The organism is Pseudomonas sp. Q11 (genome assembly GCF_024494355.1).
GTDB lineage: Bacteria > Pseudomonadota > Gammaproteobacteria > Pseudomonadales > Pseudomonadaceae > Aquipseudomonas > Aquipseudomonas hefeiensis.
Window position 1 is genome coordinate 107,334 of sequence record NZ_JAKNQY010000018.1, and the last position, 20,719, is coordinate 128,052.

The window sequence follows — 20,719 nt, forward strand, 5'->3', positions numbered from 1 at the left end:
CTCCTAGGCTTCGCACGTGGTCGGGGCCGGGTTGTTCACCAGGCGCTCGAGCGTCGCGCGATCCAATAATTCGGTGTCCAGTTTGATATAAACGGCCGCTTCGTCGGCGACCACCACTGCATCGGTTACTCCAACGACGGCCTTAAGGCGCTCGGTCAGGCCTGCTTCGCGGATGGCTTCGGGCGACAACGGCAAGCGCAGGCTCGTCACATACGGAGGTTCGCGCATGGTAACAGCAAAGGCTAGCCAAAGTGCAGCCAGCGCGGCGCATCCCAGGAACACAACCGACAAACCGCCATGCTGGAACAGCCAGCCGCCGAGGATCCCGCCCAACGCCGAGCCGAGGAACTGGCTGGTGGAGTAAACCCCCATCGCCGTGCCCTTGCCGCCCGCCGGTGAAACCTTGCTGATCAGCGACGGCAGCGACGCCTCCAGCAGATTGAATGCGGTGAAGAACACCACTGTGCCGATCACCAGGGCCCGCAGGCTGTCGCCGAACTGCCAGAAGAATAGCTCAGTGAGCATCAGCGTCACGACGGCGCCGAGCAAAACTCGTTTCATTTTGCGTCGCTTCTCGCCATAGATGATGAACGGGATCATGGCGAAAAACGAAATCAGCAGCGCAGTCAGGTAAACCCACCAGTGCTGCTCCTTGGGCAAGCCGGCCTTCTCCACCAGCGCCAGCGGCAAGGCAACGAAGCTGGACATCAACATGGCATGGAGCACGAAGATGCCCAGGTCCAGGCGCAACAGGTCCGGGTGCTTGAGCGTCGGGATCAGTGCCTGACGGGCCACCCCTGATTCGCGGTGCTGCAACGGCCCGGTGGAGCGCGGCACCATGAACGCCACGATCAGGATGCCCACCAGCGCCATGGCCCCCGTGACCAGGAACAGGCCCGACAAGCCAAAAGCCCGGGTCAGCAACGGCCCGACGACCATGGCAACGGCGAATGACAGCCCGATCGTCATGCCGATCATGGCCATGGCCTTGGTCCGATGTTGTTCGCGGGTCAGGTCCGACAGCAAAGCCATGACGGCAGCGGAAATCGCCCCGGCGCCTTGCAGGATACGTCCGGCGATCACGCCCCAGATCGAATCGGCATTGGCCGCCAGCACACTGCCCAGGGCGAAGACAATCAAGCCCAGGTAGATGACGGGACGCCGGCCGATGCGGTCGGAAATGACCCCGAACGGGATCTGGAAAATCGCCTGGGTCAGGCCGTACGCGCCAATCGCCAACCCGATGAGGGCCGGGGTCGCGCCTGCCAGATCCATCCCATAGGTCGCCAGCACCGGCAACACCATGAACATGCCCAGCATACGAAAGGCGAACACAAGAGCCAGACCGCTTGCCGCGCGGGTCTCGCCGCTGCTCATGCGTTCGCTGTGGGGATCGTGCATGGAAAAACCTCGTGTGAACCGGCGGCGATTCTACCAGTCCCATCGATTGAGGGGGTATATCGCGACCGTTTGCCGCGCAGTCTTCATGTATGACTGTAAACTCACTTTCAATAGTGTGCATCCATCCAGTATTTGCCCGTATACTCCTACGTTTTCGACGCCCGCCGAGCGAGGCCACTTTGGACAAGATCCTGATTCGTGGGGCCCGTACCCACAACCTGAAGAACATCGACCTGACCCTGCCACGGGACAAGCTGATCGTCATCACCGGCCTGTCCGGATCCGGCAAATCATCCCTGGCCTTCGACACCCTGTACGCCGAAGGCCAGCGGCGCTATGTCGAATCGCTGTCGGCCTACGCCCGGCAGTTCCTGTCGATGATGGAAAAACCCGACGTCGACACCATCGAAGGCCTGTCGCCGGCGATTTCCATCGAACAGAAGTCGACCTCCCACAACCCGCGCTCAACCGTAGGCACCATCACCGAGATCTACGATTACCTGCGCCTGCTGTATGCGCGAGTCGGTATTCCCCGGTGCCCCGACCACGACATCCCGCTGGAGGCGCAGACCGTCAGCCAGATGGTCGATCTGGTGCTGGCCCAGCCCGAAGGCAGCAAGTTGATGCTGCTGGCGCCGGTCATCCGCGAGCGTAAGGGCGAACACCTGATGGTCTTCGAAGAATTGCGCGCCCAAGGCTTTGTTCGGGCACGGGTCAACGGCAAGCTGTGCGAGCTGGACGAACTGCCGAAGCTGGATAAACAGAAAAAGCATTCGATCGATGTAGTGGTCGACCGTTTCAAGGTCCGGGCCGACCTGCAGCAGCGGCTGGCCGAGTCCTTCGAGACGGCGCTGAAACTGGCCGACGGCATCGCCCTGGTAGCGCCGATGGACGACGAGCCCGGCGAAGAAATCATCTTCTCGGCGCGCTTCGCCTGCCCGATCTGCGGCCACGCCATCAGCGAGCTGGAACCCAAGCTGTTCTCCTTCAACAACCCGGCCGGCGCGTGCCCGACCTGCGATGGCCTGGGGGTCAAGCAGTTCTTCGACACCAAACGTCTGGTCAATGGCGAACTGACCCTGGCCGAAGGCGCGATTCGCGGCTGGGATCGGCGCAACGTCTATTACTTCCAGATGCTCGGGTCGCTGGCGGCCCATTACAAGTTCAGCCTGGACAAACCCTTCAACGAACTGCCCGCCGACAAGCAGAAATTCATCCTGCACGGCAGCGGTTCGCAAAGTGTCGACTTCAAATACCTGAACGACCGTGGCGATATCGTCAAACGCTCCCACCCGTTCGAAGGCATCGTGCCGAACCTGGAGCGGCGCTATCGCGAGACCGAATCGGCCAGCGTGCGCGAAGAACTGGCCAAGTTCCTCAGCACCCAGCCCTGCCCAGACTGCCGTGGTACCCGTTTGCGTCGAGAGGCGCGACATGTGTGGGTGGGTGAGAAAACCCTGCCAGCGGTGACCAATCTGCCGATTGGCGACGCTACCGACTACTTCGGCGGCTTGAAACTCACCGGGCGCCGGGGCGAAATTGCCGACAAGATCCTCAAGGAAATCCGCGAACGCCTGCAATTCCTGGTGAACGTCGGACTGGACTACCTGACCCTCGATCGCAGCGCAGATACCCTCTCTGGTGGCGAAGCCCAGCGTATTCGCCTGGCCAGCCAAATCGGTGCCGGCCTGGTCGGGGTGATGTACATCCTCGATGAACCGTCCATTGGCCTGCACCAGCGGGACAACGACCGACTGCTCGGGACGCTGAAGCACCTGCGGGACATTGGTAACACGGTGATCGTGGTCGAGCACGACGAAGACGCGATCCGCCTGGCGGATTACGTCGTGGACATCGGCCCCGGCGCAGGCGTGCATGGTGGACATATCGTCGCCCAGGGCACGGCCGCCGAAGTCATGGCACACCCCGACTCCCTGACCGGCAAATACCTGTCGGGCCGGGTAAAGATCAAGGTCCCAGCCAAACGTACGCCGCGCAACAAGAAGCTGTCGCTGAGCCTCAAGGGCGCCCGTGGCAACAACTTGCGCAACGTCGACCTGGACATCCCGATTGGCCTGCTGACTTGCGTGACCGGCGTGTCCGGCTCCGGCAAATCGACGCTGATCAACAACACCCTGTTCCCCCTCAGCGCCACGGCCCTGAACGGCGCCACTACCCTGGAAGCCGCTGCCCACGACAGCATCAAGGGCCTGGAGCATCTGGACAAGGTCGTCGACATCGACCAGAGCCCCATCGGCCGCACACCGCGTTCCAACCCGGCGACTTATACCGGGCTGTTCACGCCGATCCGCGAACTGTTTGCCGGCGTGCCGGAGTCCCGTTCACGCGGCTATGGCCCGGGGCGCTTCTCGTTCAACGTCAAGGGCGGACGGTGCGAAGCCTGCCAGGGCGACGGTCTGATCAAGGTCGAAATGCACTTCTTGCCGGACATCTATGTGCCGTGCGACGTGTGCAAGAGCAAGCGCTACAACCGCGAAACCCTGGAGATCAAGTACAAGGGCAAGAATATCCACGAAACCCTCGAGATGACCATCGAAGAGGCCCGGGTGTTCTTTGATGCAGTGCCGGCGCTGGCGCGCAAGCTCCAGACGCTGATGGATGTGGGGCTGTCGTACATCAAGCTTGGCCAATCGGCGACGACGTTGTCCGGCGGTGAGGCCCAGCGGGTCAAACTGTCTCGCGAGCTGTCCAAGCGCGATACCGGCAAGACCCTGTACATCCTCGACGAGCCGACCACGGGCCTGCACTTCGCCGATATCCAGCAATTGCTCGACGTCCTGCATCGTCTTCGCGACCACGGCAACACCGTGGTGGTGATCGAGCACAACCTGGATGTAATCAAGACGGCGGACTGGCTGGTAGACCTGGGGCCGGAAGGCGGTTCCAAGGGCGGTCAAATCATCGCGGTGGGTACGCCAGAGGAAGTGGCCGAGATGAAGCAGTCGCACACTGGCTACTACCTCAAGCCGTTGCTGGAGCGTGACCGGGATTGATGTAACCGGACACGAAAAAGCCCCTGTCATTTGTTTGATGACAGGGGCTTTTTGTTTTTCTGTGGGAGCGAGCTTGCTCCCACAATGACCTCATCAGAACTGCGACTGCAGGTAATTCTCCAACCCGATCAACTTGATCAAACCCAACTGCTTCTCGAGCCAGTAGGTATGGTCTTCTTCGGTGTCGGCGAGTTGGATGCGCAGGATCTCGCGGGACACGTAATCGTTGTGCTGCTCGCAGAGCTCGATGCCCTTGCACAGCGCGGCACGGACTTTGTATTCCAGGCGCAGGTCGGCAGCGAGCATGTCTGGAACCGTGGTGCCGATGTCCAGATCATCCGGGCGCATGCGTGGCGTGCCTTCGAGCATCAGGATCCGACGCATCAACGCATCGGCGTGCTGCGCCTCTTCTTCCATCTCATGGTTGATACGTTCGTAGAGCTCGGTAAAACCCCAGTCCTCGTACATCCGCGAGTGGATGAAATATTGATCACGGGCTGCCAGTTCACCTGTCAGCAGCGTGTTGAGGTAATCGATTACGTCTGGGTGACCTTGCATCGCCCTACATCTCCACAAGCTTTGAAGGCTCTAGTTTGACCCAAGCTGACCGCAAGGTCACTCGCCTATCGCAATAAAAGCGAAGAAAATCCGAGAAAAACCGGTTAAATAACGCAAAAACCGCCCAATTGAGGGCGGTTCTGCTTCTCGTTTAGACTTAGTTAAGCTGTACGCCCAACGCTTTCGCAATGCCTTCACCATAAGCGACATCCGCCTTGAAGAAGTGCCGCAACTGACGATCGACGACATCCGCCGATACGCCGGCCATTGCACCCGCGATGTTGCTGATCAGCAGGGCTTTCTGCGCATCATTCATCAAGCGGAACAGCGCACCGGCGTGACTGTAGTAGTCGGTATCTTCGCGGTGATCGTAACGGTCTGCCGAACCACCGAGCGCCAGGGCCGGCTCTGCATAACGCGGAGCCTGCTTGGGGGCCTCGGCGTAGCTGTTTGGCTCGTAGTTTGGTGCGGCACCACCATTGCTGCCGAACGCCATCGCACCGTCGCGCTGGTAAGTGTTGACCGGGTTGCGCGGCGCGTTGACTGGCAATTGCTGGTGATTGGTGCCCACACGGTAGCGGTGCGCATCAGCGTAGGCGAATACACGACCTTGCAGCATGCGGTCTGGCGAAAGGCCAACCCCTGGAACCATATTGCTCGGCCCGAACGCCGCCTGCTCAACCTCAGCGAAGTAGTTCAGCGGGTTACGGTTGAGTTCCAGCTCGCCGACCTCGATCAACGGAAACTCCTTCTGCGACCAGGTCTTGGTCACGTCGAACGGGTTCTCGTAATGGGCCGCCGCTTGGGCCTCGGTCATGATCTGGATGCAGACGCTCCATTTAGGGAAGTCACCACGCTCGATCGCATTGAACAGATCACGCTGAGCGTAATCCGGGTCGGTACCCGCCAGGCGTGCAGCTTCAGCCGGCGCCAGGTTCTTGATCCCTTGCTTGGTCTTGTAGTGCCATTTCACCCAGTGACGCTCACCTTGGGCGCTGATCAGGCTGTAGGTGTGACTGCCAAAGCCGTGCATGTGACGGTAGCCATCGGGGATGCCACGATCAGAGAACAGGATGGTGACCTGGTGCAACGCTTCCGGCGAATGCGACCAGAAATCCCACATCATTTGGGCGCTTTTCAGATTGCTTTGGGGCAGACGTTTCTGGGTGTGGATGAAGTCGGGGAATTTCAGCGGATCGCGGATGAAGAACACTGGGGTGTTGTTACCCACGATGTCCCAGTTACCTTCCTCGGTGTAGAACTTCAGGGCGAAACCACGTGGATCGCGCTCAGTATCAGCAGAGCCACGCTCACCGCCCACGGTGGAAAAGCGCAGGAACGTTGGGGTCTGCTTGCCGACCGACTCAAACAGCTTGGCGCTGGTGTACTGGGTGATATCCCGGGTTACGGTAAATGTGCCATAAGCGCCCGATCCCTTGGCGTGAACACGGCGCTCGGGAATGTTCTCGCGATTGAAGTGAGCGAGCTTCTCGATAAGGTGGAAGTCGTCAAGCAACAGCGGGCCACGTGGGCCGGCGGAGCGAGAGTTCTGGTTATCGGCGACAGGAGCGCCGCTGGCGGTCGTAAGCGTTTTGGTCTGGCTCATGCTCAATCTTCCTAGGTCGGTCTTCGAACTGCCGGCTAATCGGCTGAAAAGGAGTATTGATCATGATAGTGACAGTATCCAAATTCATTAAATCATGGATATCGATAGTCATTATCTAATGACGCCTGTTGGCAGAGCAAAACAAGGCGAAGCGCACTTTTATTTTTCGACCGCACACAAAAAACCGGGCGCTAGGCCCGGTTTTTTGTATGTTGCCGTCTTACTCAGCGGATACAGCTTCACCGCTGGTAGCACGATCAACCAACTCGACGTACGCCATAGGCGCGTTGTCGCCAGCGCGGAAACCGCACTTGAGGATGCGCAGGTAGCCACCCTCACGGGTAGCATAACGCTTGCCCAGGTCGTTGAAGAGCTTACCAACGATAGCTTTCGAGCGAGTACGGTCGAAAGCCAGACGGCGGTTAGCCAGGCTGTCTGTCTTGGCCAAAGTGATCAGCGGCTCAGCAACGCGGCGCAGTTCTTTGGCTTTCGGCAGTGTAGTTTTGATCAGCTCGTGCTCGAACAGCGACACCGCCATGTTTTGGAACATGGCCTTGCGGTGCGAGCTGGTGCGGCTCAGGTGACGACCACTTTTACGATGACGCATGGTTCATTCCTTACCAAACACAACGTTCGGTGATTACGACGATCAGGCAGTCGCCTTGTCGTCCTTCTTAAGACTTGCAGGCGGCCAGTTGTCGAGGCGCATGCCGAGGGACAGACCGCGGGAGGCCAGAACGTCCTTGATTTCAGTCAAGGATTTCTTGCCAAGGTTCGGAGTCTTCAACAGCTCTACTTCGGTGCGCTGAATCAGGTCGCCGATGTAGTAGATGTTTTCCGCCTTAAGGCAGTTAGCCGAACGTACAGTCAGTTCCAGATCGTCAACCGGGCGAAGCAGGATCGGATCGATCTCGTCTTCCTGCTCGACAACCACTGGCTCACTGTCACCCTTGAGGTCGACGAACGCAGCCAACTGCTGTTGCAGGATGGTTGCAGCGCGGCGAATGGCCTCTTCAGGATCCAGGGTACCGTTGGTTTCCAGATCAATAACCAGCTTGTCCAGGTTAGTACGCTGTTCGACACGGGCGTTTTCCACCACGTATGCGATACGGCGAACCGGGCTGAACGAAGAGTCAAGCTGCAAGCGACCGATGCTGCGGCTTTCGTCTTCATCGCTCTGACGCGAGTCTGCCGGTTCATAACCACGACCACGAGCTACGGTGAGCTTCATGTTCAGGGCGCCGTTAGACGCCAGGTTAGCGATTACGTGATCGGGGTTAACGATCTCGACATCATGATCCAGCTGAATATCGGCAGCGGTAACCACCCCCGAACCCTTCTTCGACAAGGTCAGCGTAACTTCGTCACGACCGTGCAGCTTGATAGCCAGGCCTTTAAGGTTCAACAGGATTTCAATTACATCTTCCTGTACACCTTCGATGGCGCTGTACTCATGGAGTACACCATCAATCTCGGCCTCGACTACTGCACAGCCAGGCATTGAGGACAACAGGATGCGGCGCAGCGCGTTGCCCAGGGTGTGGCCAAAACCACGCTCGAGAGGCTCGAGTGTGATCTTGGCGCGGGTTGGACTGACAACCTGCACATCAATATGGCGGGGTGTCAGGAACTCATTTACCGAAATCTGCATGGATGCACCTATTTTCTAGCCCTTACTTGGAGTAGAGCTCGACAATCAGGCTTTCGTTGATGTCGGCGGACAGATCACTGCGAGCAGGAACGTTCTTGAAAACGCCCGACTTCTTCTCAGTGTCTACTTCTACCCATTCTACGCGGCCACGTTGGGCACACAGATCGAGAGCTTGGACAATGCGAAGTTGGTTCTTTGCTTTCTCGCGAACAGCAACCACGTCACCAGCACGAACCTGGTAGGACGGAACGTTTACGGTCTGACCGTTAACGCTGATCGACTTGTGCGATACCAGCTGACGGGATTCGGCACGAGTAGAACCGAAACCCATACGGTATACAACGTTGTCCAAACGGCATTCGAGCAGTTGCAACAGGTTTTCGCCGGTTGCGCCCTTCTTGCCAGCAGCTTCTTTGTAGTAGCCGCTGAATTGACGCTCGAGAACGCCGTAGATACGACGGACCTTCTGCTTTTCACGCAGTTGGGTGCCGTAATCGGACTGGCGACCGCGGCGTTGGCCGTGGATACCAGGTGCTGCTTCAATGTTGCACTTCGATTCGATCGCGCGCACGCCGCTCTTCAGAAAGAGATCGGTGCCTTCGCGACGAGCGAGTTTGCATTTTGGACCAATGTAACGAGCCATTCTTTACAATCTCCTGGATTACACGCGGCGCTTCTTCGGCGGACGGCACCCGTTGTGCGGGATTGGCGTCACGTCGGTGATGCTGGCGATCTTGTAGCCACAGCCGTTCAAAGCGCGGACTGCGGATTCACGACCTGGACCTGGACCCTTGACGTTCACGTCGAGGTTTTTCAGGCCGTATTCCAGCGCAGCTTGACCAGCACGCTCAGCAGCTACCTGAGCAGCGAACGGGGTGGACTTGCGGGAACCGCGGAAACCCGAACCACCGGAGGTTGCCCAGGAAAGAGCGTTACCTTGACGGTCGGTAATGGTCACGATGGTGTTGTTAAAAGAAGCATGGATGTGGGCGATGCCATCAACCACTGTCTTTTTAACTTTTTTACGAGGACGAGCAGCAGGTTTTGCCATGATTAAATTCCTGTCGATTCGCTGGGGCGATTACTTGCGGATCGGCTTACGCGGACCTTTACGGGTACGCGCGTTGGTCTTGGTACGCTGACCGCGTACTGGAAGACCACGACGATGACGCAGACCGCGATAGCAACCGAGGTCCATCAAGCGCTTGATTTTCATGTTGATTTCGCGACGCAGGTCACCTTCAGTGGTGAACTTCGCCACTTCGCCACGCAGCTGTTCAATCTGCTCGTCGCTCAGATCTTTGATCTTTGCCGCTGGGTTGACCCCAGAGACCGCACAAATTTTCTGTGCAGTAGTGCGACCAACACCATAGATGTAGGTCAGCGAGATAACAGTATGCTTGTTATCTGGAATGTTAACGCCTGCAATACGGGCCATTCAGTGGGACTCCAATTGACAGCTACCTACGCCCCGGAAGCCAAGAAATAGGGCGCGAGATAATATCGCTGTAATAACAAATAATCAACCCGGCAGCGCACTAGCTGCCGGGCTTAAAGCACAATCACACTCAGCCTTGGCGCTGTTTGTGACGCGGTTCCGCGCTGCAAATTACCCGAACAACGCCTTCGCGGCGAATAATCTTGCAGTTACGGCACAGCTTTTTCACCGATGCACGAACTTTCATCACCAACTCCTCGAACCTTATGGACGCTACTCAGCGCAACATGCCGCTGCCGTAGCCCTTCAGGTTGGCTTTCTTCATCAGGGATTCGTACTGGTGCGAAACGAGGTGCGATTGTACTTGGGACATGAAGTCCATCACAACCACGACCACGATCAGCAACGAGGTCCCGCCAAGGTAGAACGGAACGTTTGCCGCAACCACCAGGAACTGGGGAAGCAAGCAGACGGCCGTCATATAGAGAGCACCGAACAAGGTCAAACGAGTCAAAACGCCATCAATGTAGCGCGCCGACTGCTCGCCTGGACGGATACCCGGAATAAAGGCACCGGACTTCTTCAGGTTTTCCGCTACGTCTTTCGGATTGAACATCAACGCCGTATAGAAGAAGCAGAAGAAAATAATCCCTGCACTAAACAGCAGAATATTCAACGGCTGACCAGGAGCGATCGACTGCGAGATGTCCTGCAGCCAGCCCATACCTTCAGACTGACCAAACCAGGCACCCAGCGAAGCCGGGAACAGCAAAATGCTGCTCGCAAAAATAGCCGGGATAACACCGGCCATATTCACCTTCAGCGGCAAGTGGCTAGTCTGCGCAGCAAATACCTTGCGGCCCTGCTGACGCTTGGCGTAGTGAACAGCAATGCGACGCTGACCACGCTCAATGAACACCACGAAACCGATAATCGCTACTGCCAGCAAACCGATAGCAACCAGGGCGAAAATGTTGATATCACCCTGACGTGCAGACTCGAAAGACTGCCCGATTGCTCTCGGAAGACCGGCGACGATACCTGCGAAAATCAACATCGAGATACCGTTGCCAACACCACGTTCAGTAATCTGCTCACCCAGCCACATCATGAACATCGCACCTGCCACAAACGTGGTTACCGCGACGAAATGGAAGCCAAAGTCACCAGTGAACGCTACGCCTTGCCCTGCCAGACCGATGGACATGCCAACAGCCTGGACAAGAGCAAGGACGACGGTGAGGTAGCGGGTGTACTGGCTGATCTTGCGACGGCCAGCTTCACCTTCCTTCTTCAACTGTTCCAGCTGCGGGCTGACGGCAGTCATCAGTTGCATGATGATCGATGCCGAAATATACGGCATGATCCCCAGTGCAAAGATACTCATCCGCTCCAGCGCACCGCCGGAAAACATGTTGAACAAGCTAAGAATGGTCCCCTCATTCTGTCGAAACAGGTCCGCGAGTCGGTCCGGGTTGATACCTGGAACCGGGATGTGTGCGCCTATTCGGTAGACGATAATCGCCAGGAACAGAAAACGCAGACGAGCCCAGAGTTCAGACATACCGCCTTTGCCGAGCGCAGAGAGAGCACCTTGCTTAGCCATTTATTCCTCGAACTTGCCGCCAGCTGCTTCGATAGCCGCACGCGCACCTTTGGTGGCGCCGATTCCCTTTCCGATGGTGACAGCGCGAGCAACTTCGCCCGACAGCATGATTTTCACACGCTGTACGTTCTGGTTGATCACGTTGGCATCCTTCAGGGACTGCACGGTGACGATGTCGCCATCCACTTTAGCCAGCTCGGACAGACGCACTTCTGCGCGGTCCATGGCCTTCAGGGAAACGAAACCGAACTTCGGCAGACGACGATGCAGCGGCTGTTGACCGCCTTCAAAGCCTGGAGCAATGGTGCCACCGGAGCGGGAGGTTTGACCTTTGTGGCCACGGCCACCGGTCTTGCCCAAACCACTACCGATACCACGGCCCGGACGATGCTTTTCGCGACGGGAACCCGGCGCTGGACTCAGATCATTGAGTTTCATCGATTAACCCTCTACACGCAGCATGTAGTAGGCCTTGTTGATCATCCCGCGATTCTCGGGAGTATCCAGGACCTCTACAGTGTGACCGATGCGACGCAGACCCAAACCCTTAACGCACAGTTTGTGGTTAGGGATGCGGCCGGTCATGCTTTTGATCAGCGTAACTTTTACGGTAGCCATGATCAGAAGATCTCCTTGACGCTTTTGCCACGCTTGGCGGCAATGGATTCAGGAGACTGCATGGCTTTCAAACCCTTGAAAGTGGCGTGAACCACGTTTACTGGGTTAGTCGAGCCGTAGCACTTGGCCAGAACGTTCTGAACGCCAGCAACCTCGAGGACAGCACGCATAGCGCCGCCAGCGATGATACCGGTACCTTCAGAAGCAGGCTGCATGTACACCTTCGAAGCGCCATGGGCCGACTTCATTGCGTACTGCAGAGTGGTGCCGTTCAGATCAACTTGGATCATGTTGCGGCGAGCAGCTTCCATTGCCTTCTGGATCGCAGCAGGCACTTCACGCGACTTGCCACGGCCGAAGCCAACACGCCCTTTACCATCACCTACCACGGTCAACGCGGTGAAAGTGAAGATACGGCCGCCTTTAACGGTTTTGGCTACGCGGTTAACTTGAACCAGCTTCTCGATGTAGCCTTCGTCGCGCTTTTGGTCGTTATTTGACATAACTTAGAACTCCAGCCCAGCTTCACGAGCAGCATCAGCCAGCGCCTTGACGCGGCCGTGGTACTTGAAGCCAGAGCGGTCGAAAGCCACCTGCGAGACGCCAGCGGCTTTAGCACGCGTAGCGACCAGCTGGCCAACCTTAGTGGCCGCGTCGATGTTGCCAGTGGCACCATCGCGCAGTTCTTTATCCAAAGTCGAGGCACTTGCCAGGACTTTGTTGCCGTCGGCCGAAATGACCTGGGCGTAGATGTGCTGCGACGAGCGGAACACGCAGAGACGCACGACTTCGAGTTCGTGCATTTTCAGGCGTGCTTTGCGAGCGCGACGCAGTCGAGTAACTTTTTTGTCGGTCATTTGCTATGCCCTACTTCTTCTTGGCTTCTTTACGACGGACGACTTCGTCCGCGTAGCGCACACCTTTGCCTTTGTACGGCTCTGGTGGACGGAAGTCGCGGATCTCGGCGGCCACTTGACCTACCAGCTGCTTGTCGATGCCCTTGATCAGGATATCGGTCTGGCTAGGAGTCTCAGCGGTGATGCCTTCCGGCAGTTCATAATCCACTGGGTGCGAGAAGCCAAGAGCCAGGTTCAGCACTGTGCCTTTTGCTTGCGCCTTGTAACCAACACCGACCAGCTGGAGCTTGCGCTCGAAGCCTTGGCTTACGCCTTGGACCATGTTGTTTACCAACGCACGAGTGGTACCAGCCATTGCGCGAGTCTGTTGATCGCCATTGCGAGCAGCGAAACGCAGCTCACCAGCTTCTTCAACGATCTCAACGGACGAATGGATGTTCAGTTGCAGAGTGCCCTTGGCACCCTTCACCGAAAGCTGTTGGCCTGCGAATTTGACTTCGACACCGGCTGGCAGCTTAACGGGGTTCTTAGCGACGCGTGACATGCTTATCCCCCCTTAGAACACAGTGCAAAGAACTTCGCCGCCGACACCGGCAGCGCGCGCAGCACGATCCGTCATCACACCCTTGTTGGTGGAGACGATAGACACACCGAGACCGCCACGAACTTTTGGCAGATCCTCGACGGACTTGTACTGACGCAGGCCTGGACGGCTAACGCGCTTCACTTCCTCGATGACCGGACGGCCTTCGAAGTACTTCAGCTCGATGGACAGCAGTGGCTTGATTTCGCTGCTGATCTGATAACCCGCAATGTAACCTTCGTCCTTCAGGACTTTGGCAACAGCTACCTTCAAAGTAGAAGATGGCATGCTTACGACGGACTTTTCAGCCATCTGGGCATTACGGATACGAGTTAGCATGTCCGCTAACGGGTCCTGCATACTCATGGGCTAGACGCTCCTAATACACAAAAAATTAGCCTTTCGGCTACTACGTGTCGCCGAGCACATCCGCGCGATAAAAGCACGGGCTCAGGCGAGCCGGGTATTCTAGACACACCCCACAAATGAATCAAGCCCCAAAAGGGGCTTGATTCAAGTTCAAGGTCACCAGCGGTCAGGATCTTGCGACTCTGAACACCGAGACTCTGACATTGCTTACCAGCTGGCTTTAACCAGACCTGGAACGTCACCACGCATTGCAGCTTGACGCAGCATGTTACGGCCGAGGCCGAACTTGCGGTACACGCCGTGCGGACGACCAGTCAGACGGCAGCGGTTACGCATGCGCGAAGCGCTTGCGTCACGTGGCTGCTTCTGCAGCGCTACGGTAGCTTCCCAACGCGCTTCTGGACTTGCGTTCAGATCAACGATGATAGCTTTCAGCGCTGCACGCTTGGTGGCGTACTTGGCAACGGTGAGCTGACGCTTCAGCTCACGGTTCTTCATGCTCTTCTTGGCCATTTTCCTACTCCAATCAGTTGCGGAACGGGAATTTGAAAGCGCGCAGCAGTGCGCGACCTTCGTCATCCGTCCGAGCAGTGGTGGTCAGGGTAATGTCCAGACCGCGGAGAGCATCGATCTTGTCGTAATCGATTTCCGGGAAAATGATCTGCTCTTTAACGCCCATGCTGTAGTTGCCACGACCATCAAAGGACTTGGCATTCAGGCCGCGGAAGTCGCGAACCCGAGGCAGGGAGATCGACAGCAGACGATCCAGGAACTCGTACATACGCTCACGGCGCAGGGTCACTTTGACGCCGATCGGCCAACCTTCACGGACTTTAAAGCCAGCGATGGATTTCCGAGCGTAAGTCACAACGACTTTCTGACCGGTGATCTTTTCCAGGTCAGCAACAGCGTGCTCGATGACTTTTTTGTCGCCGATCGCTTCGCCCAGACCCATGTTCAGGGTGATTTTGGTAACGCGCGGAACTTCCATCACGTTCGAAAGCTTAAGTTCTTCCTTAAGCTTCGGTGCGATTTCCTTCCGGTAAATCTCTTTTAGTCGTGCCATGGTCTTCTACCTAGCAGTGTTCAAGCATCAACCGCTTTTTGGGTCGACTTGAAGACACGAATTTTCTTACCGTCTTCTACTTTGAAACCAACGCGGTCAGCCTTGTTGGTTTCGCCGTTGAAAATGGCGACGTTGGAAGCGTGCAGTGGCGCTTCTTTCTCGACGATACCGCCCTGTACGCCCGACATCGGGTTAGGCTTGGTATGACGCTTGACCAGGTTCAGACCACCAACAACCAGACGGTTGTCAGCGAGAACCTTCAGCACCTTACCGCGCTTACCCTTGTCCTTGCCGGCGATCACGATGATCTCGTCGTCACGACGAATCTTTTGCATGTCGGATCTCCTTACAGCACTTCTGGGGCGAGCGAGACGATCTTCATGAACTTCTCAGTACGAAGCTCACGGGTCACTGGCCCAAAGATACGGGTGCCGATTGGCTCTTGCTTGTTGTTCAACAGAACAGCAGCGTTGCCATCAAAGCGGATGATGGAGCCGTCAGCGCGACGAACACCGTGGCGAGTGCGGACTACAACAGCAGTCATCACTTGGCCTTTTTTCACCTTACCGCGAGGAATTGCTTCCTTGACGGTAACTTTGATGATGTCACCAATACCAGCGTAACGACGATGGGAGCCACCCAGCACCTTGATGCACATAACACGGCGAGCGCCGCTGTTATCGGCCACATCGAGCATGGATTGAGTCTGAATCATATAATTTCTCCGACCCCTAGCCCTTAGACTTCCACAGCGCGTTCGAGAACATCAACCAGCGCCCAAGACTTGGTCTTGGCCATCGGACGAGTTTCACGAATAGTGACTTTGTCGCCGATGTGGCACTGATTGGTTTCGTCGTGCGCGTGCAGCTTAGTCGAACGCTTAACGTATTTACCGTAGATCGGGTGCTTAACGCGACGCTCGATCAGAACGGTGATGGTTTTGTCCATCTTGTCGCTGACAACACGGCCAGTCAGCGTACGGACAGTTTTTTCGGCTTCAGCCATGATTACTTACCTGCCTGCTGGTTGAGCACAGTTTTCACGCGAGCGATGTCACGCTTAACTTGCGAGAGCAGATGAGACTGCCCCAACTGGCCAGTTGCTTTCTGCATACGCAGATTGAACTGGTCGCGCAGCAGGCCGAGCAGTTGCTCGTTCAGCTGCTGTGCTGATTTTTCACGAAGTTCATTCGCTTTCATCACATCACCGTCCGTTTAACAAAGGAGGTGGCGAGCGGCAGCTTTGCAGCAGCCAGGGCGAAAGCCTCACGCGCCAGCTCTTCAGAAACACCCTCGATTTCATACAGGACTTTGCCTGGCTGAATCTGGGCAACCCAGTACTCCACGTTACCCTTACCTTTACCCATCCGAACTTCGAGTGGCTTCTTGGTGACAGGCTTGTCCGGGAATACACGGATCCAGATCTTGCCGCCACGTTTTACGTGACGGGTCAGAGCACGACGCGCTGACTCGATCTGACGAGCGGTGAGACGACCACGAGCAACAGACTTCAGCGCGAACTCGCCGAAGCTGACTTTGCTACCGCGCAATGCCAGGCCACGGTTGTGACCGGTCATCTGCTTGCGGAACTTCGTACGCTTTGGTTGCAACATTTGGCGTACCCCTTACTTAGCAGCTTTTTTACGAGGCGCTGGTGCTTGTGGCTTCAGTTCTTCTTGGCGACCACCAATTACTTCGCCTTTGAAGATCCAAACCTTTACACCGATCACACCGTAGGTGGTGTGAGCTTCGTAGTTGGCATAGTCGATGTCGGCACGCAGGGTGTGCAGTGGCACACGACCTTCGCGATACCATTCAGTACGTGCGATTTCAGCACCGCCGAGACGACCGCTCACTTGGATTTTGATGCCTTTGGCACCAATGCGCATTGCGTTCTGTACAGCGCGCTTCATAGCGCGACGGAACATTACGCGACGCTCCAGCTGCTGAGCTACGCTCTGCGCAACCAGCATACCGTCGAGCTCCGGCTTGCGGATCTCTTCGATATTGATGTGCACAGGCACACCCATTTGCTTGGTCAGGTCCTGACGCAGCTTCTCAACATCTTCACCTTTCTTCCCGATAACGATACCTGGACGAGCGGTGTGGATGGTGATGCGTGCAGTCTGCGCCGGACGATGGATATCGATACGGCTTACGGACGCGCTTTTTAGTTTGTCTTGGAGATACTCACGCACCTTCAGATCAGCGAACAAGTAGTCCGCATAAGTCCGACCGTCTGCGTACCAGACGGAGGTGTGCTCCTTGACGATTCCCAGGCGAATGCCAATGGGATGTACTTTCTGACCCATCTCTTCGACTCCGTTACTTGTCAGCAACCTTGACAGTGATATGGCAAGACCGCTTGACGATGCGATCAGCACGGCCTTTGGCACGTGGCATGATGCGCTTCAGCGAACGCCCTTCGTTGACGAAAACGGTGCTGACCTTCAGGTCATCAACGTCTGCGCCTTCGTTATGCTCGGCGTTGGCTACGGCCGACTCCAGCACTTTCTTCATGATCTCGGCGGCTTTCTTACTGCTGAAAGCCAACAGGTTGAGCGCTTCGCCCACCTTCTTCCCGCGGATCTGGTCGGCGACCAAGCGGGCTTTCTGGGCGGAGATTCGAGCGCCCGACAACTTAGCGGCTACTTCCATTTCCTTACCCCTTAACGCTTGGCTTTCTTGTCAGCCACGTGCCCACGGTATGTGCGGGTACCGGCAAACTCGCCTAGTTTGTGGCCGACCATGTCTTCGTTAACGAGAACTGGGACGTGTTGGCGACCGTTGTGTACTGCGATGGTCAGACCGACCATTTGTGGCAGGATCATCGAACGACGCGACCAGGTCTTAACTGGTTTGCGATCATTCTTTTCCGCCGCCACTTCGATCTTCTTCAGTAGGTGAAGATCAATAAAAGGACCTTTTTTCAGAGAACGTGGCACTGTCGTATCCCTCTATTTACTTGCGACGACGGACGATCATTTTGTCGGTACGCTTATTACCACGAGTCTTCGCGCCCTTAGTCGGGAAGCCCCATGGCGATACCGGATGACGACCACCAGAGGTACGACCTTCACCACCACCATGTGGGTGGTCAACCGGGTTCATGGCAACACCACGAACGGTTGGGCGAACGCCACGCCAGCGCTTGGCACCAGCTTTACCCAACGAACGCAGGCTATGCTCGGAGTTCGAGACTTCGCCCAGGGTCGCACGGCACTCAGCCAGTACTTTACGCATCTCACCAGAACGCAGACGCAGGGTCACGTAGACACCTTCACGAGCGATCAGCTGAGCCGAAGCACCAGCGGAACGAGCGATCTGTGCGCCTTTACCTGGCTTCAATTCGATGCCGTGTACGGTGCTACCAACTGGAATGTTACGCAGTTGCAGAGCGTTGCCCGGCTTGATCGGCGCCAAAGCACCTGCGATCAGCTGGTCGCCAGCACTCACGCCTTTAGGGGCGATGATGTAGCGACGCTCGCCATCTGCGTACAGCAGCAGAGCGATGTGAGCAGTACGGTTTGGATCGTATTCGATACGCTCGACGGTGGCAGCGATGCCATCCTTGTCGTTACGACGGAAGTCGACCAGACGATAATGCTGCTTATGACCACCACCGATGTGACGAGTGGTAATACGGCCATTGTTGTTACGACCACCAGACTTCGATTTTTTCTCGAGCAGCGGTGCGTGAGGAGCGCCTTTATGCAGCTCCTGGTTGACCACCTTGACCACAAAACGGCGGCCAGGGGAAGTCGGTTTGCATTTAACGATTGCCATGATGCACCCCTTCCTTACTCAGCACTGCTGCTGAAATCGAGATCTTGGCCTGGCTGAAGGGAGATAACTGCCTTCTTCCAGTCATTACGCTTGCCCAGACCGCGAGCAGTGCGCTTGCTCTTACCCAGAACGTTCAGGGTAGTAACGCGCTCTACTTTCACGCTGAACAGGCTTTCGACGGCCTTCTTGATTTCCAGCTTGGTTGCGTCGGTAGCAACCTTGAAAACGAACTGGCCTTTCTTGTCTGCCAGAACCGTAGCCTTCTCGGAAACGTGCGGGCCAAGCAGAACTTTAAATACGCGTTCCTGGTTCATCCCAGCAGCTCCTCGAATTTCTTCACGGCCGACACGGTGATCAACACCTTGTCGTATGCGATCAGACTGACCGGATCGGAACCTTGCACGTCACGAACATCAACGTGTGGCAGGTTGCGAGCAGCCAGGTACAGGTTCTGATCAACAGCGTCAGACACGATCAGGACGTCAGTCAGGCCCATGCCGTTCAGCTTGTTCAGCAGATCTTTGGTTTTCGGTGCTTCAACAGCGAAGTCCTGAACCACGACCAGACGATCAGTACGCACCAGCTCAGCAAGGATGGAACGCATTGCTGCGCGATACATCTTCTTGTTCAGCTTCTGGGAGTGATCCTGAGGACGAGCTGCAAAAGTGGTACCGCCGCCACGCCAGATTGGGCTACGGATAGTACCGGCACGAGCACGGCCAGTACCTTTCTGACGCCATGGGCGCTTACCGCCACCAGAAACGTCGGAACGGGTCTTTTGCTGCTTGCTACCCTGACGGCCGCCAGCCATATAGGCCACGACTGCTTGGTGAACCAGCGTCTCGTTGAATTCGCCGCCAAATGTCAGTTCGGAAACTTCGATCGCTTGAGCGTCATTTACATTTAATTGCATGTCAGCTTCCCCTTAACCGCGAGCCTTGGCTGCTGGACGTACAACCAAGTTGCCGCCAGTAGCGCCAGGAACAGCGCCCTTGACCAACAACAGATTGCGTTCAGCGTCCACGCGCACTACTTCGAGGGACTGCACGGTCACGCGCTCAGCGCCCATATGACCGGACATTTTTTTGCCCTTGAATACACGACCAGGAGTCTGGCACTGGCCGATAGAGCCTGGAACGCGGTGGGATACGGAGTTACCGTGGGTGTTATCTTGCCCGCGGAAGTTCCAACGCTTGATCGTACCCTGGAAGCCTTTACCCTTGGACTGACCGGTTACATCAACCAGTTGACCAGCAGCGAAGATTTCAGCGTTGATCAGATCGCCGGCCTGGTACTCGCCTTCTTCAAGGCGGAATTCCATTACGGTACGACCAGCGGCAACGTTCGCCTTGGCGAAGTGGCCAGCTTGAGCAGCTGTTACACGCGAAGCACGACGCTCGCCGACAGTGACTTGCACTGCACGATAGCCATCGGTCTCTTCAGTTTTGAACTGGGTGACGCGATTCGGCTCGATCTCAATGACCGTGACCGGAATGGAGACACCTTCTTCGGTGAAAATACGGGTCATACCGCATTTACGACCGACTACACCAATAGTCATGTTGTAAACCTCATGAGTGTACGGGGCTTTCACCCGCTATGGCCGCCCATTTCAGAGCGTTACACGACCAAGACCGAGTCTTAGCCGAGGCTGATCTGCACTTCCACACCGGCCGCAAGATCAAGCTTCATAAGTGCATCAACGGTTTTATCCGTTGGCTGGACGATGTCCAGAACGCGCTTATGAGTACGGATCTCGTACTGGTCACGCGCGTCTTTGTTGACGTGCGGAGAGACCAGAACGGTGAACCGCTCTTTACGGGTAGGCAGTGGAATTGGACCACGCACTTGAGCACCAGTACGTTTCGCGGTTTCCACGATTTCCTGGGTGGATTGGTCGATCAGGCGATGGTCAAAAGCCTTCAACCTGATACGGATTTGCTGATTTTGCATTGGATTTCAGACTCCGGCTGCTATTCCCACCGAGCGCAATACGCCCGTTAAAAGGAGGCGCAATTCTATAGACGCCCCTGATAGGTGTCAACCCAATAAAAAAGCCCCCGCTAAGCGGGGGCTTTTCAACTCATCGAGCCGACTCTATAAGAGACTTATTCGATGACTTTGGCTACGACGCCGGCGCCGACGGTACGACCGCCTTCACGGATAG

At 56.5% G+C, this 20,719-nt stretch carries 32 protein-coding genes; 1 reads left to right on the top strand and 31 read right to left on the bottom strand.

The window, feature by feature from the left end:
* Positions 1 to 3: 3 nt before the first annotated feature.
* Positions 4 to 1,401 carry an MFS transporter gene (locus tag MA884_RS19035; RefSeq protein WP_256231948.1) on the bottom strand — a complete coding sequence of 466 codons (1,398 nt, stop codon included), beginning with the start codon at positions 1,399 to 1,401 and terminating at the stop codon, positions 4 to 6.
* A gap of 179 nt (positions 1,402 to 1,580) precedes the next feature.
* On the opposite strand from MA884_RS19035, the gene uvrA reads away from it, so the two are divergent.
* A complete protein-coding gene (gene uvrA / locus MA884_RS19040; RefSeq protein ID WP_256231949.1) occupies positions 1,581 to 4,415 on the top strand; it encodes an excinuclease ABC subunit UvrA in 2,835 nt (944 codons plus the stop codon).
* A 93-nt stretch (positions 4,416 to 4,508) separates the two neighbouring features.
* Here the strand turns inward: uvrA and bfr are convergent, their stop codons facing one another.
* The 30 genes from bfr to rpsJ form a co-directional block, all read right to left on the bottom strand.
* A complete protein-coding gene (gene bfr, locus MA884_RS19045; RefSeq protein WP_256231950.1) occupies positions 4,509 to 4,973 on the bottom strand; it encodes a bacterioferritin in 465 nt (154 codons plus the stop codon).
* Between the two features lie 157 nt (positions 4,974 to 5,130).
* Positions 5,131 to 6,579 (bottom strand): catalase, encoded by a 1,449-nt coding sequence (locus MA884_RS19050; protein WP_256231951.1) that lies wholly within the window; start codon positions 6,577 to 6,579, stop codon positions 5,131 to 5,133.
* A 220-nt stretch (positions 6,580 to 6,799) separates the two neighbouring features.
* Positions 6,800 to 7,186: a 50S ribosomal protein L17 gene (gene rplQ / locus MA884_RS19055; protein ID WP_003186009.1), complete on the bottom strand. Its 387-nt coding sequence runs from the start codon at positions 7,184 to 7,186 to the stop codon at positions 6,800 to 6,802.
* Positions 7,187 to 7,228: 42 nt separating this feature from the next.
* Positions 7,229 to 8,230, bottom strand: coding sequence for a DNA-directed RNA polymerase subunit alpha (rpoA, locus tag MA884_RS19060; protein ID WP_003186012.1), 1,002 nt, complete (start codon positions 8,228 to 8,230; stop codon positions 7,229 to 7,231).
* A gap of 22 nt (positions 8,231 to 8,252) precedes the next feature.
* Positions 8,253 to 8,873 (bottom strand): 30S ribosomal protein S4, encoded by a 621-nt coding sequence (gene rpsD, locus MA884_RS19065; protein WP_003176404.1) that lies wholly within the window; start codon positions 8,871 to 8,873, stop codon positions 8,253 to 8,255.
* A gap of 18 nt (positions 8,874 to 8,891) precedes the next feature.
* Positions 8,892 to 9,281 carry a 30S ribosomal protein S11 gene (gene rpsK / locus MA884_RS19070; RefSeq protein ID WP_002555466.1) on the bottom strand — a complete coding sequence of 130 codons (390 nt, stop codon included), beginning with the start codon at positions 9,279 to 9,281 and terminating at the stop codon, positions 8,892 to 8,894.
* Between the two features lie 30 nt (positions 9,282 to 9,311).
* On the bottom strand, positions 9,312 to 9,668 hold the full coding sequence (rpsM, locus tag MA884_RS19075) for a 30S ribosomal protein S13 (protein ID WP_047229770.1): 357 nt from the start codon (positions 9,666 to 9,668) through the stop codon (positions 9,312 to 9,314).
* A 130-nt stretch (positions 9,669 to 9,798) separates the two neighbouring features.
* Positions 9,799 to 9,915, bottom strand: coding sequence for a 50S ribosomal protein L36 (rpmJ, locus tag MA884_RS19080; RefSeq protein ID WP_002555468.1), 117 nt, complete (start codon positions 9,913 to 9,915; stop codon positions 9,799 to 9,801).
* A gap of 30 nt (positions 9,916 to 9,945) precedes the next feature.
* Positions 9,946 to 11,274 carry a preprotein translocase subunit SecY gene (gene secY / locus MA884_RS19085; protein ID WP_047229771.1) on the bottom strand — a complete coding sequence of 443 codons (1,329 nt, stop codon included), beginning with the start codon at positions 11,272 to 11,274 and terminating at the stop codon, positions 9,946 to 9,948.
* The gene (rplO, locus tag MA884_RS19090; RefSeq protein WP_003186032.1) at positions 11,275 to 11,712 is read right to left on the bottom strand and encodes a 50S ribosomal protein L15; all 438 of its coding nucleotides are present in this window, start codon (positions 11,710 to 11,712) and stop codon (positions 11,275 to 11,277) included.
* 3 nt (positions 11,713 to 11,715) lie between these two features.
* Positions 11,716 to 11,892, bottom strand: a complete 177-nt coding sequence (gene rpmD, locus MA884_RS19095; protein WP_003186033.1) for a 50S ribosomal protein L30 — start codon at positions 11,890 to 11,892, stop codon at positions 11,716 to 11,718.
* Between the two features lie 2 nt (positions 11,893 to 11,894).
* Positions 11,895 to 12,395, bottom strand: coding sequence for a 30S ribosomal protein S5 (gene rpsE / locus MA884_RS19100; protein WP_003186035.1), 501 nt, complete (start codon positions 12,393 to 12,395; stop codon positions 11,895 to 11,897).
* A gap of 3 nt (positions 12,396 to 12,398) precedes the next feature.
* A complete protein-coding gene (rplR, locus tag MA884_RS19105) occupies positions 12,399 to 12,749 on the bottom strand; it encodes a 50S ribosomal protein L18 (RefSeq protein WP_003186037.1) in 351 nt (116 codons plus the stop codon).
* 10 nt (positions 12,750 to 12,759) lie between these two features.
* Positions 12,760 to 13,293 carry a 50S ribosomal protein L6 gene (rplF, locus tag MA884_RS19110; protein ID WP_003186039.1) on the bottom strand — a complete coding sequence of 178 codons (534 nt, stop codon included), beginning with the start codon at positions 13,291 to 13,293 and terminating at the stop codon, positions 12,760 to 12,762.
* Positions 13,294 to 13,305: 12 nt separating this feature from the next.
* Positions 13,306 to 13,698: a 30S ribosomal protein S8 gene (gene rpsH / locus MA884_RS19115; protein WP_017848802.1), complete on the bottom strand. Its 393-nt coding sequence runs from the start codon at positions 13,696 to 13,698 to the stop codon at positions 13,306 to 13,308.
* Between the two features lie 210 nt (positions 13,699 to 13,908).
* A complete protein-coding gene (gene rpsN, locus MA884_RS19120; RefSeq protein ID WP_003186042.1) occupies positions 13,909 to 14,214 on the bottom strand; it encodes a 30S ribosomal protein S14 in 306 nt (101 codons plus the stop codon).
* 13 nt (positions 14,215 to 14,227) lie between these two features.
* Positions 14,228 to 14,767: a 50S ribosomal protein L5 gene (gene rplE, locus MA884_RS19125; RefSeq protein WP_003186044.1), complete on the bottom strand. Its 540-nt coding sequence runs from the start codon at positions 14,765 to 14,767 to the stop codon at positions 14,228 to 14,230.
* Between the two features lie 20 nt (positions 14,768 to 14,787).
* Entirely contained in the window at positions 14,788 to 15,102 is a 315-nt protein-coding gene (gene rplX, locus MA884_RS19130) for a 50S ribosomal protein L24 (RefSeq protein WP_003186046.1), read from the bottom strand.
* A gap of 11 nt (positions 15,103 to 15,113) precedes the next feature.
* A complete protein-coding gene (gene rplN, locus MA884_RS19135; RefSeq protein ID WP_002555479.1) occupies positions 15,114 to 15,482 on the bottom strand; it encodes a 50S ribosomal protein L14 in 369 nt (122 codons plus the stop codon).
* A gap of 23 nt (positions 15,483 to 15,505) precedes the next feature.
* The gene (rpsQ, locus tag MA884_RS19140) at positions 15,506 to 15,772 is read right to left on the bottom strand and encodes a 30S ribosomal protein S17 (protein ID WP_003194644.1); all 267 of its coding nucleotides are present in this window, start codon (positions 15,770 to 15,772) and stop codon (positions 15,506 to 15,508) included.
* A gap of 2 nt (positions 15,773 to 15,774) precedes the next feature.
* Entirely contained in the window at positions 15,775 to 15,966 is a 192-nt protein-coding gene (gene rpmC, locus MA884_RS19145) for a 50S ribosomal protein L29 (RefSeq protein WP_002555481.1), read from the bottom strand.
* Positions 15,966 to 16,379, bottom strand: coding sequence for a 50S ribosomal protein L16 (gene rplP / locus MA884_RS19150; RefSeq protein ID WP_003186052.1), 414 nt, complete (start codon positions 16,377 to 16,379; stop codon positions 15,966 to 15,968). The genes rpmC and rplP overlap by 1 nt, the downstream gene beginning before the upstream one ends.
* 12 nt (positions 16,380 to 16,391) lie before the next feature.
* Positions 16,392 to 17,078: a 30S ribosomal protein S3 gene (gene rpsC / locus MA884_RS19155; protein ID WP_003176422.1), complete on the bottom strand. Its 687-nt coding sequence runs from the start codon at positions 17,076 to 17,078 to the stop codon at positions 16,392 to 16,394.
* 13 nt (positions 17,079 to 17,091) lie between these two features.
* Positions 17,092 to 17,424 (bottom strand): 50S ribosomal protein L22, encoded by a 333-nt coding sequence (gene rplV / locus MA884_RS19160; RefSeq protein ID WP_003103908.1) that lies wholly within the window; start codon positions 17,422 to 17,424, stop codon positions 17,092 to 17,094.
* Between the two features lie 11 nt (positions 17,425 to 17,435).
* On the bottom strand, positions 17,436 to 17,711 hold the full coding sequence (gene rpsS, locus MA884_RS19165) for a 30S ribosomal protein S19 (RefSeq protein ID WP_002555486.1): 276 nt from the start codon (positions 17,709 to 17,711) through the stop codon (positions 17,436 to 17,438).
* 16 nt (positions 17,712 to 17,727) lie between these two features.
* Positions 17,728 to 18,552, bottom strand: a complete 825-nt coding sequence (gene rplB, locus MA884_RS19170; protein WP_003186055.1) for a 50S ribosomal protein L2 — start codon at positions 18,550 to 18,552, stop codon at positions 17,728 to 17,730.
* A 14-nt stretch (positions 18,553 to 18,566) separates the two neighbouring features.
* Positions 18,567 to 18,866 (bottom strand): 50S ribosomal protein L23, encoded by a 300-nt coding sequence (gene rplW, locus MA884_RS19175; RefSeq protein WP_002555488.1) that lies wholly within the window; start codon positions 18,864 to 18,866, stop codon positions 18,567 to 18,569.
* A complete protein-coding gene (gene rplD / locus MA884_RS19180) occupies positions 18,863 to 19,465 on the bottom strand; it encodes a 50S ribosomal protein L4 (RefSeq protein WP_003186057.1) in 603 nt (200 codons plus the stop codon). Before rplD ends, rplW begins: the two co-directional genes overlap by 4 nt.
* A 12-nt stretch (positions 19,466 to 19,477) precedes the next feature.
* Positions 19,478 to 20,113, bottom strand: coding sequence for a 50S ribosomal protein L3 (rplC, locus tag MA884_RS19185; protein WP_003186059.1), 636 nt, complete (start codon positions 20,111 to 20,113; stop codon positions 19,478 to 19,480).
* An 80-nt stretch (positions 20,114 to 20,193) separates the two neighbouring features.
* Entirely contained in the window at positions 20,194 to 20,505 is a 312-nt protein-coding gene (gene rpsJ / locus MA884_RS19190) for a 30S ribosomal protein S10 (RefSeq protein WP_003186070.1), read from the bottom strand.
* Positions 20,506 to 20,719: the final 214 nt, after the last annotated feature.

What these genes read in the sequence shown, in the direction of transcription:
- bfr (WP_256231950.1), bottom strand. Translation starts at nt 4,973, where the DNA reads ATGCAAGGTCACCCAGACGTAATCGATTACCTCAACACGCTGCTGACA.
- rpsN (WP_003186042.1), bottom strand. Translation starts at nt 14,214, where the DNA reads ATGGCCAAGAAGAGCATGAAGAACCGTGAGCTGAAGCGTCAGCTCACC.
- rplW (WP_002555488.1), bottom strand. Translation starts at nt 18,866, where the DNA reads ATGAACCAGGAACGCGTATTTAAAGTTCTGCTTGGCCCGCACGTTTCC.
- rplR (WP_003186037.1), bottom strand. Translation starts at nt 12,749, where the DNA reads ATGACCGACAAAAAAGTTACTCGACTGCGTCGCGCTCGCAAAGCACGC.
- rplE (WP_003186044.1), bottom strand. Translation starts at nt 14,767, where the DNA reads ATGGCACGACTAAAAGAGATTTACCGGAAGGAAATCGCACCGAAGCTT.
- rpmC (WP_002555481.1), bottom strand. Translation starts at nt 15,966, where the DNA reads ATGAAAGCGAATGAACTTCGTGAAAAATCAGCACAGCAGCTGAACGAG.
- rplX (WP_003186046.1), bottom strand. Translation starts at nt 15,102, where the DNA reads ATGCAAAAGATTCGTCGTGACGACGAGATCATCGTGATCGCCGGCAAG.
- rplQ (WP_003186009.1), bottom strand. Translation starts at nt 7,186, where the DNA reads ATGCGTCATCGTAAAAGTGGTCGTCACCTGAGCCGCACCAGCTCGCAC.
- rplB (WP_003186055.1), bottom strand. Translation starts at nt 18,552, where the DNA reads ATGGCAATCGTTAAATGCAAACCGACTTCCCCTGGCCGCCGTTTTGTG.
- rplC (WP_003186059.1), bottom strand. Translation starts at nt 20,113, where the DNA reads ATGACTATTGGTGTAGTCGGTCGTAAATGCGGTATGACCCGTATTTTC.
- rpmD (WP_003186033.1), bottom strand. Translation starts at nt 11,892, where the DNA reads ATGGCTACCGTAAAAGTTACGCTGATCAAAAGCATGACCGGCCGCATC.
- rpmJ (WP_002555468.1), bottom strand. Translation starts at nt 9,915, where the DNA reads ATGAAAGTTCGTGCATCGGTGAAAAAGCTGTGCCGTAACTGCAAGATT.
- rpsH (WP_017848802.1), bottom strand. Translation starts at nt 13,698, where the DNA reads ATGAGTATGCAGGACCCGTTAGCGGACATGCTAACTCGTATCCGTAAT.
- rplO (WP_003186032.1), bottom strand. Translation starts at nt 11,712, where the DNA reads ATGAAACTCAATGATCTGAGTCCAGCGCCGGGTTCCCGTCGCGAAAAG.
- secY (WP_047229771.1), bottom strand. Translation starts at nt 11,274, where the DNA reads ATGGCTAAGCAAGGTGCTCTCTCTGCGCTCGGCAAAGGCGGTATGTCT.
- rpsD (WP_003176404.1), bottom strand. Translation starts at nt 8,873, where the DNA reads ATGGCTCGTTACATTGGTCCAAAATGCAAACTCGCTCGTCGCGAAGGC.
- rpsK (WP_002555466.1), bottom strand. Translation starts at nt 9,281, where the DNA reads ATGGCAAAACCTGCTGCTCGTCCTCGTAAAAAAGTTAAAAAGACAGTG.
- MA884_RS19050 (WP_256231951.1), bottom strand. Translation starts at nt 6,579, where the DNA reads ATGAGCCAGACCAAAACGCTTACGACCGCCAGCGGCGCTCCTGTCGCC.
- rpsM (WP_047229770.1), bottom strand. Translation starts at nt 9,668, where the DNA reads ATGGCCCGTATTGCAGGCGTTAACATTCCAGATAACAAGCATACTGTT.
- rpsE (WP_003186035.1), bottom strand. Translation starts at nt 12,395, where the DNA reads ATGTCAAATAACGACCAAAAGCGCGACGAAGGCTACATCGAGAAGCTG.
- rpsC (WP_003176422.1), bottom strand. Translation starts at nt 17,078, where the DNA reads ATGGGTCAGAAAGTACATCCCATTGGCATTCGCCTGGGAATCGTCAAG.
- rplN (WP_002555479.1), bottom strand. Translation starts at nt 15,482, where the DNA reads ATGATTCAGACTCAATCCATGCTCGATGTGGCCGATAACAGCGGCGCT.
- rpoA (WP_003186012.1), bottom strand. Translation starts at nt 8,230, where the DNA reads ATGCAGATTTCGGTAAATGAGTTCCTGACACCCCGCCATATTGATGTG.
- rplD (WP_003186057.1), bottom strand. Translation starts at nt 19,465, where the DNA reads ATGCAATTAAATGTAAATGACGCTCAAGCGATCGAAGTTTCCGAACTG.
- rplV (WP_003103908.1), bottom strand. Translation starts at nt 17,424, where the DNA reads ATGGAAGTAGCCGCTAAGTTGTCGGGCGCTCGAATCTCCGCCCAGAAA.
- rplF (WP_003186039.1), bottom strand. Translation starts at nt 13,293, where the DNA reads ATGTCACGCGTCGCTAAGAACCCCGTTAAGCTGCCAGCCGGTGTCGAA.
- rplP (WP_003186052.1), bottom strand. Translation starts at nt 16,379, where the DNA reads ATGTTGCAACCAAAGCGTACGAAGTTCCGCAAGCAGATGACCGGTCAC.
- rpsJ (WP_003186070.1), bottom strand. Translation starts at nt 20,505, where the DNA reads ATGCAAAATCAGCAAATCCGTATCAGGTTGAAGGCTTTTGACCATCGC.
- rpsQ (WP_003194644.1), bottom strand. Translation starts at nt 15,772, where the DNA reads ATGGCTGAAGCCGAAAAAACTGTCCGTACGCTGACTGGCCGTGTTGTC.
- MA884_RS19035 (WP_256231948.1), bottom strand. Translation starts at nt 1,401, where the DNA reads ATGCACGATCCCCACAGCGAACGCATGAGCAGCGGCGAGACCCGCGCG.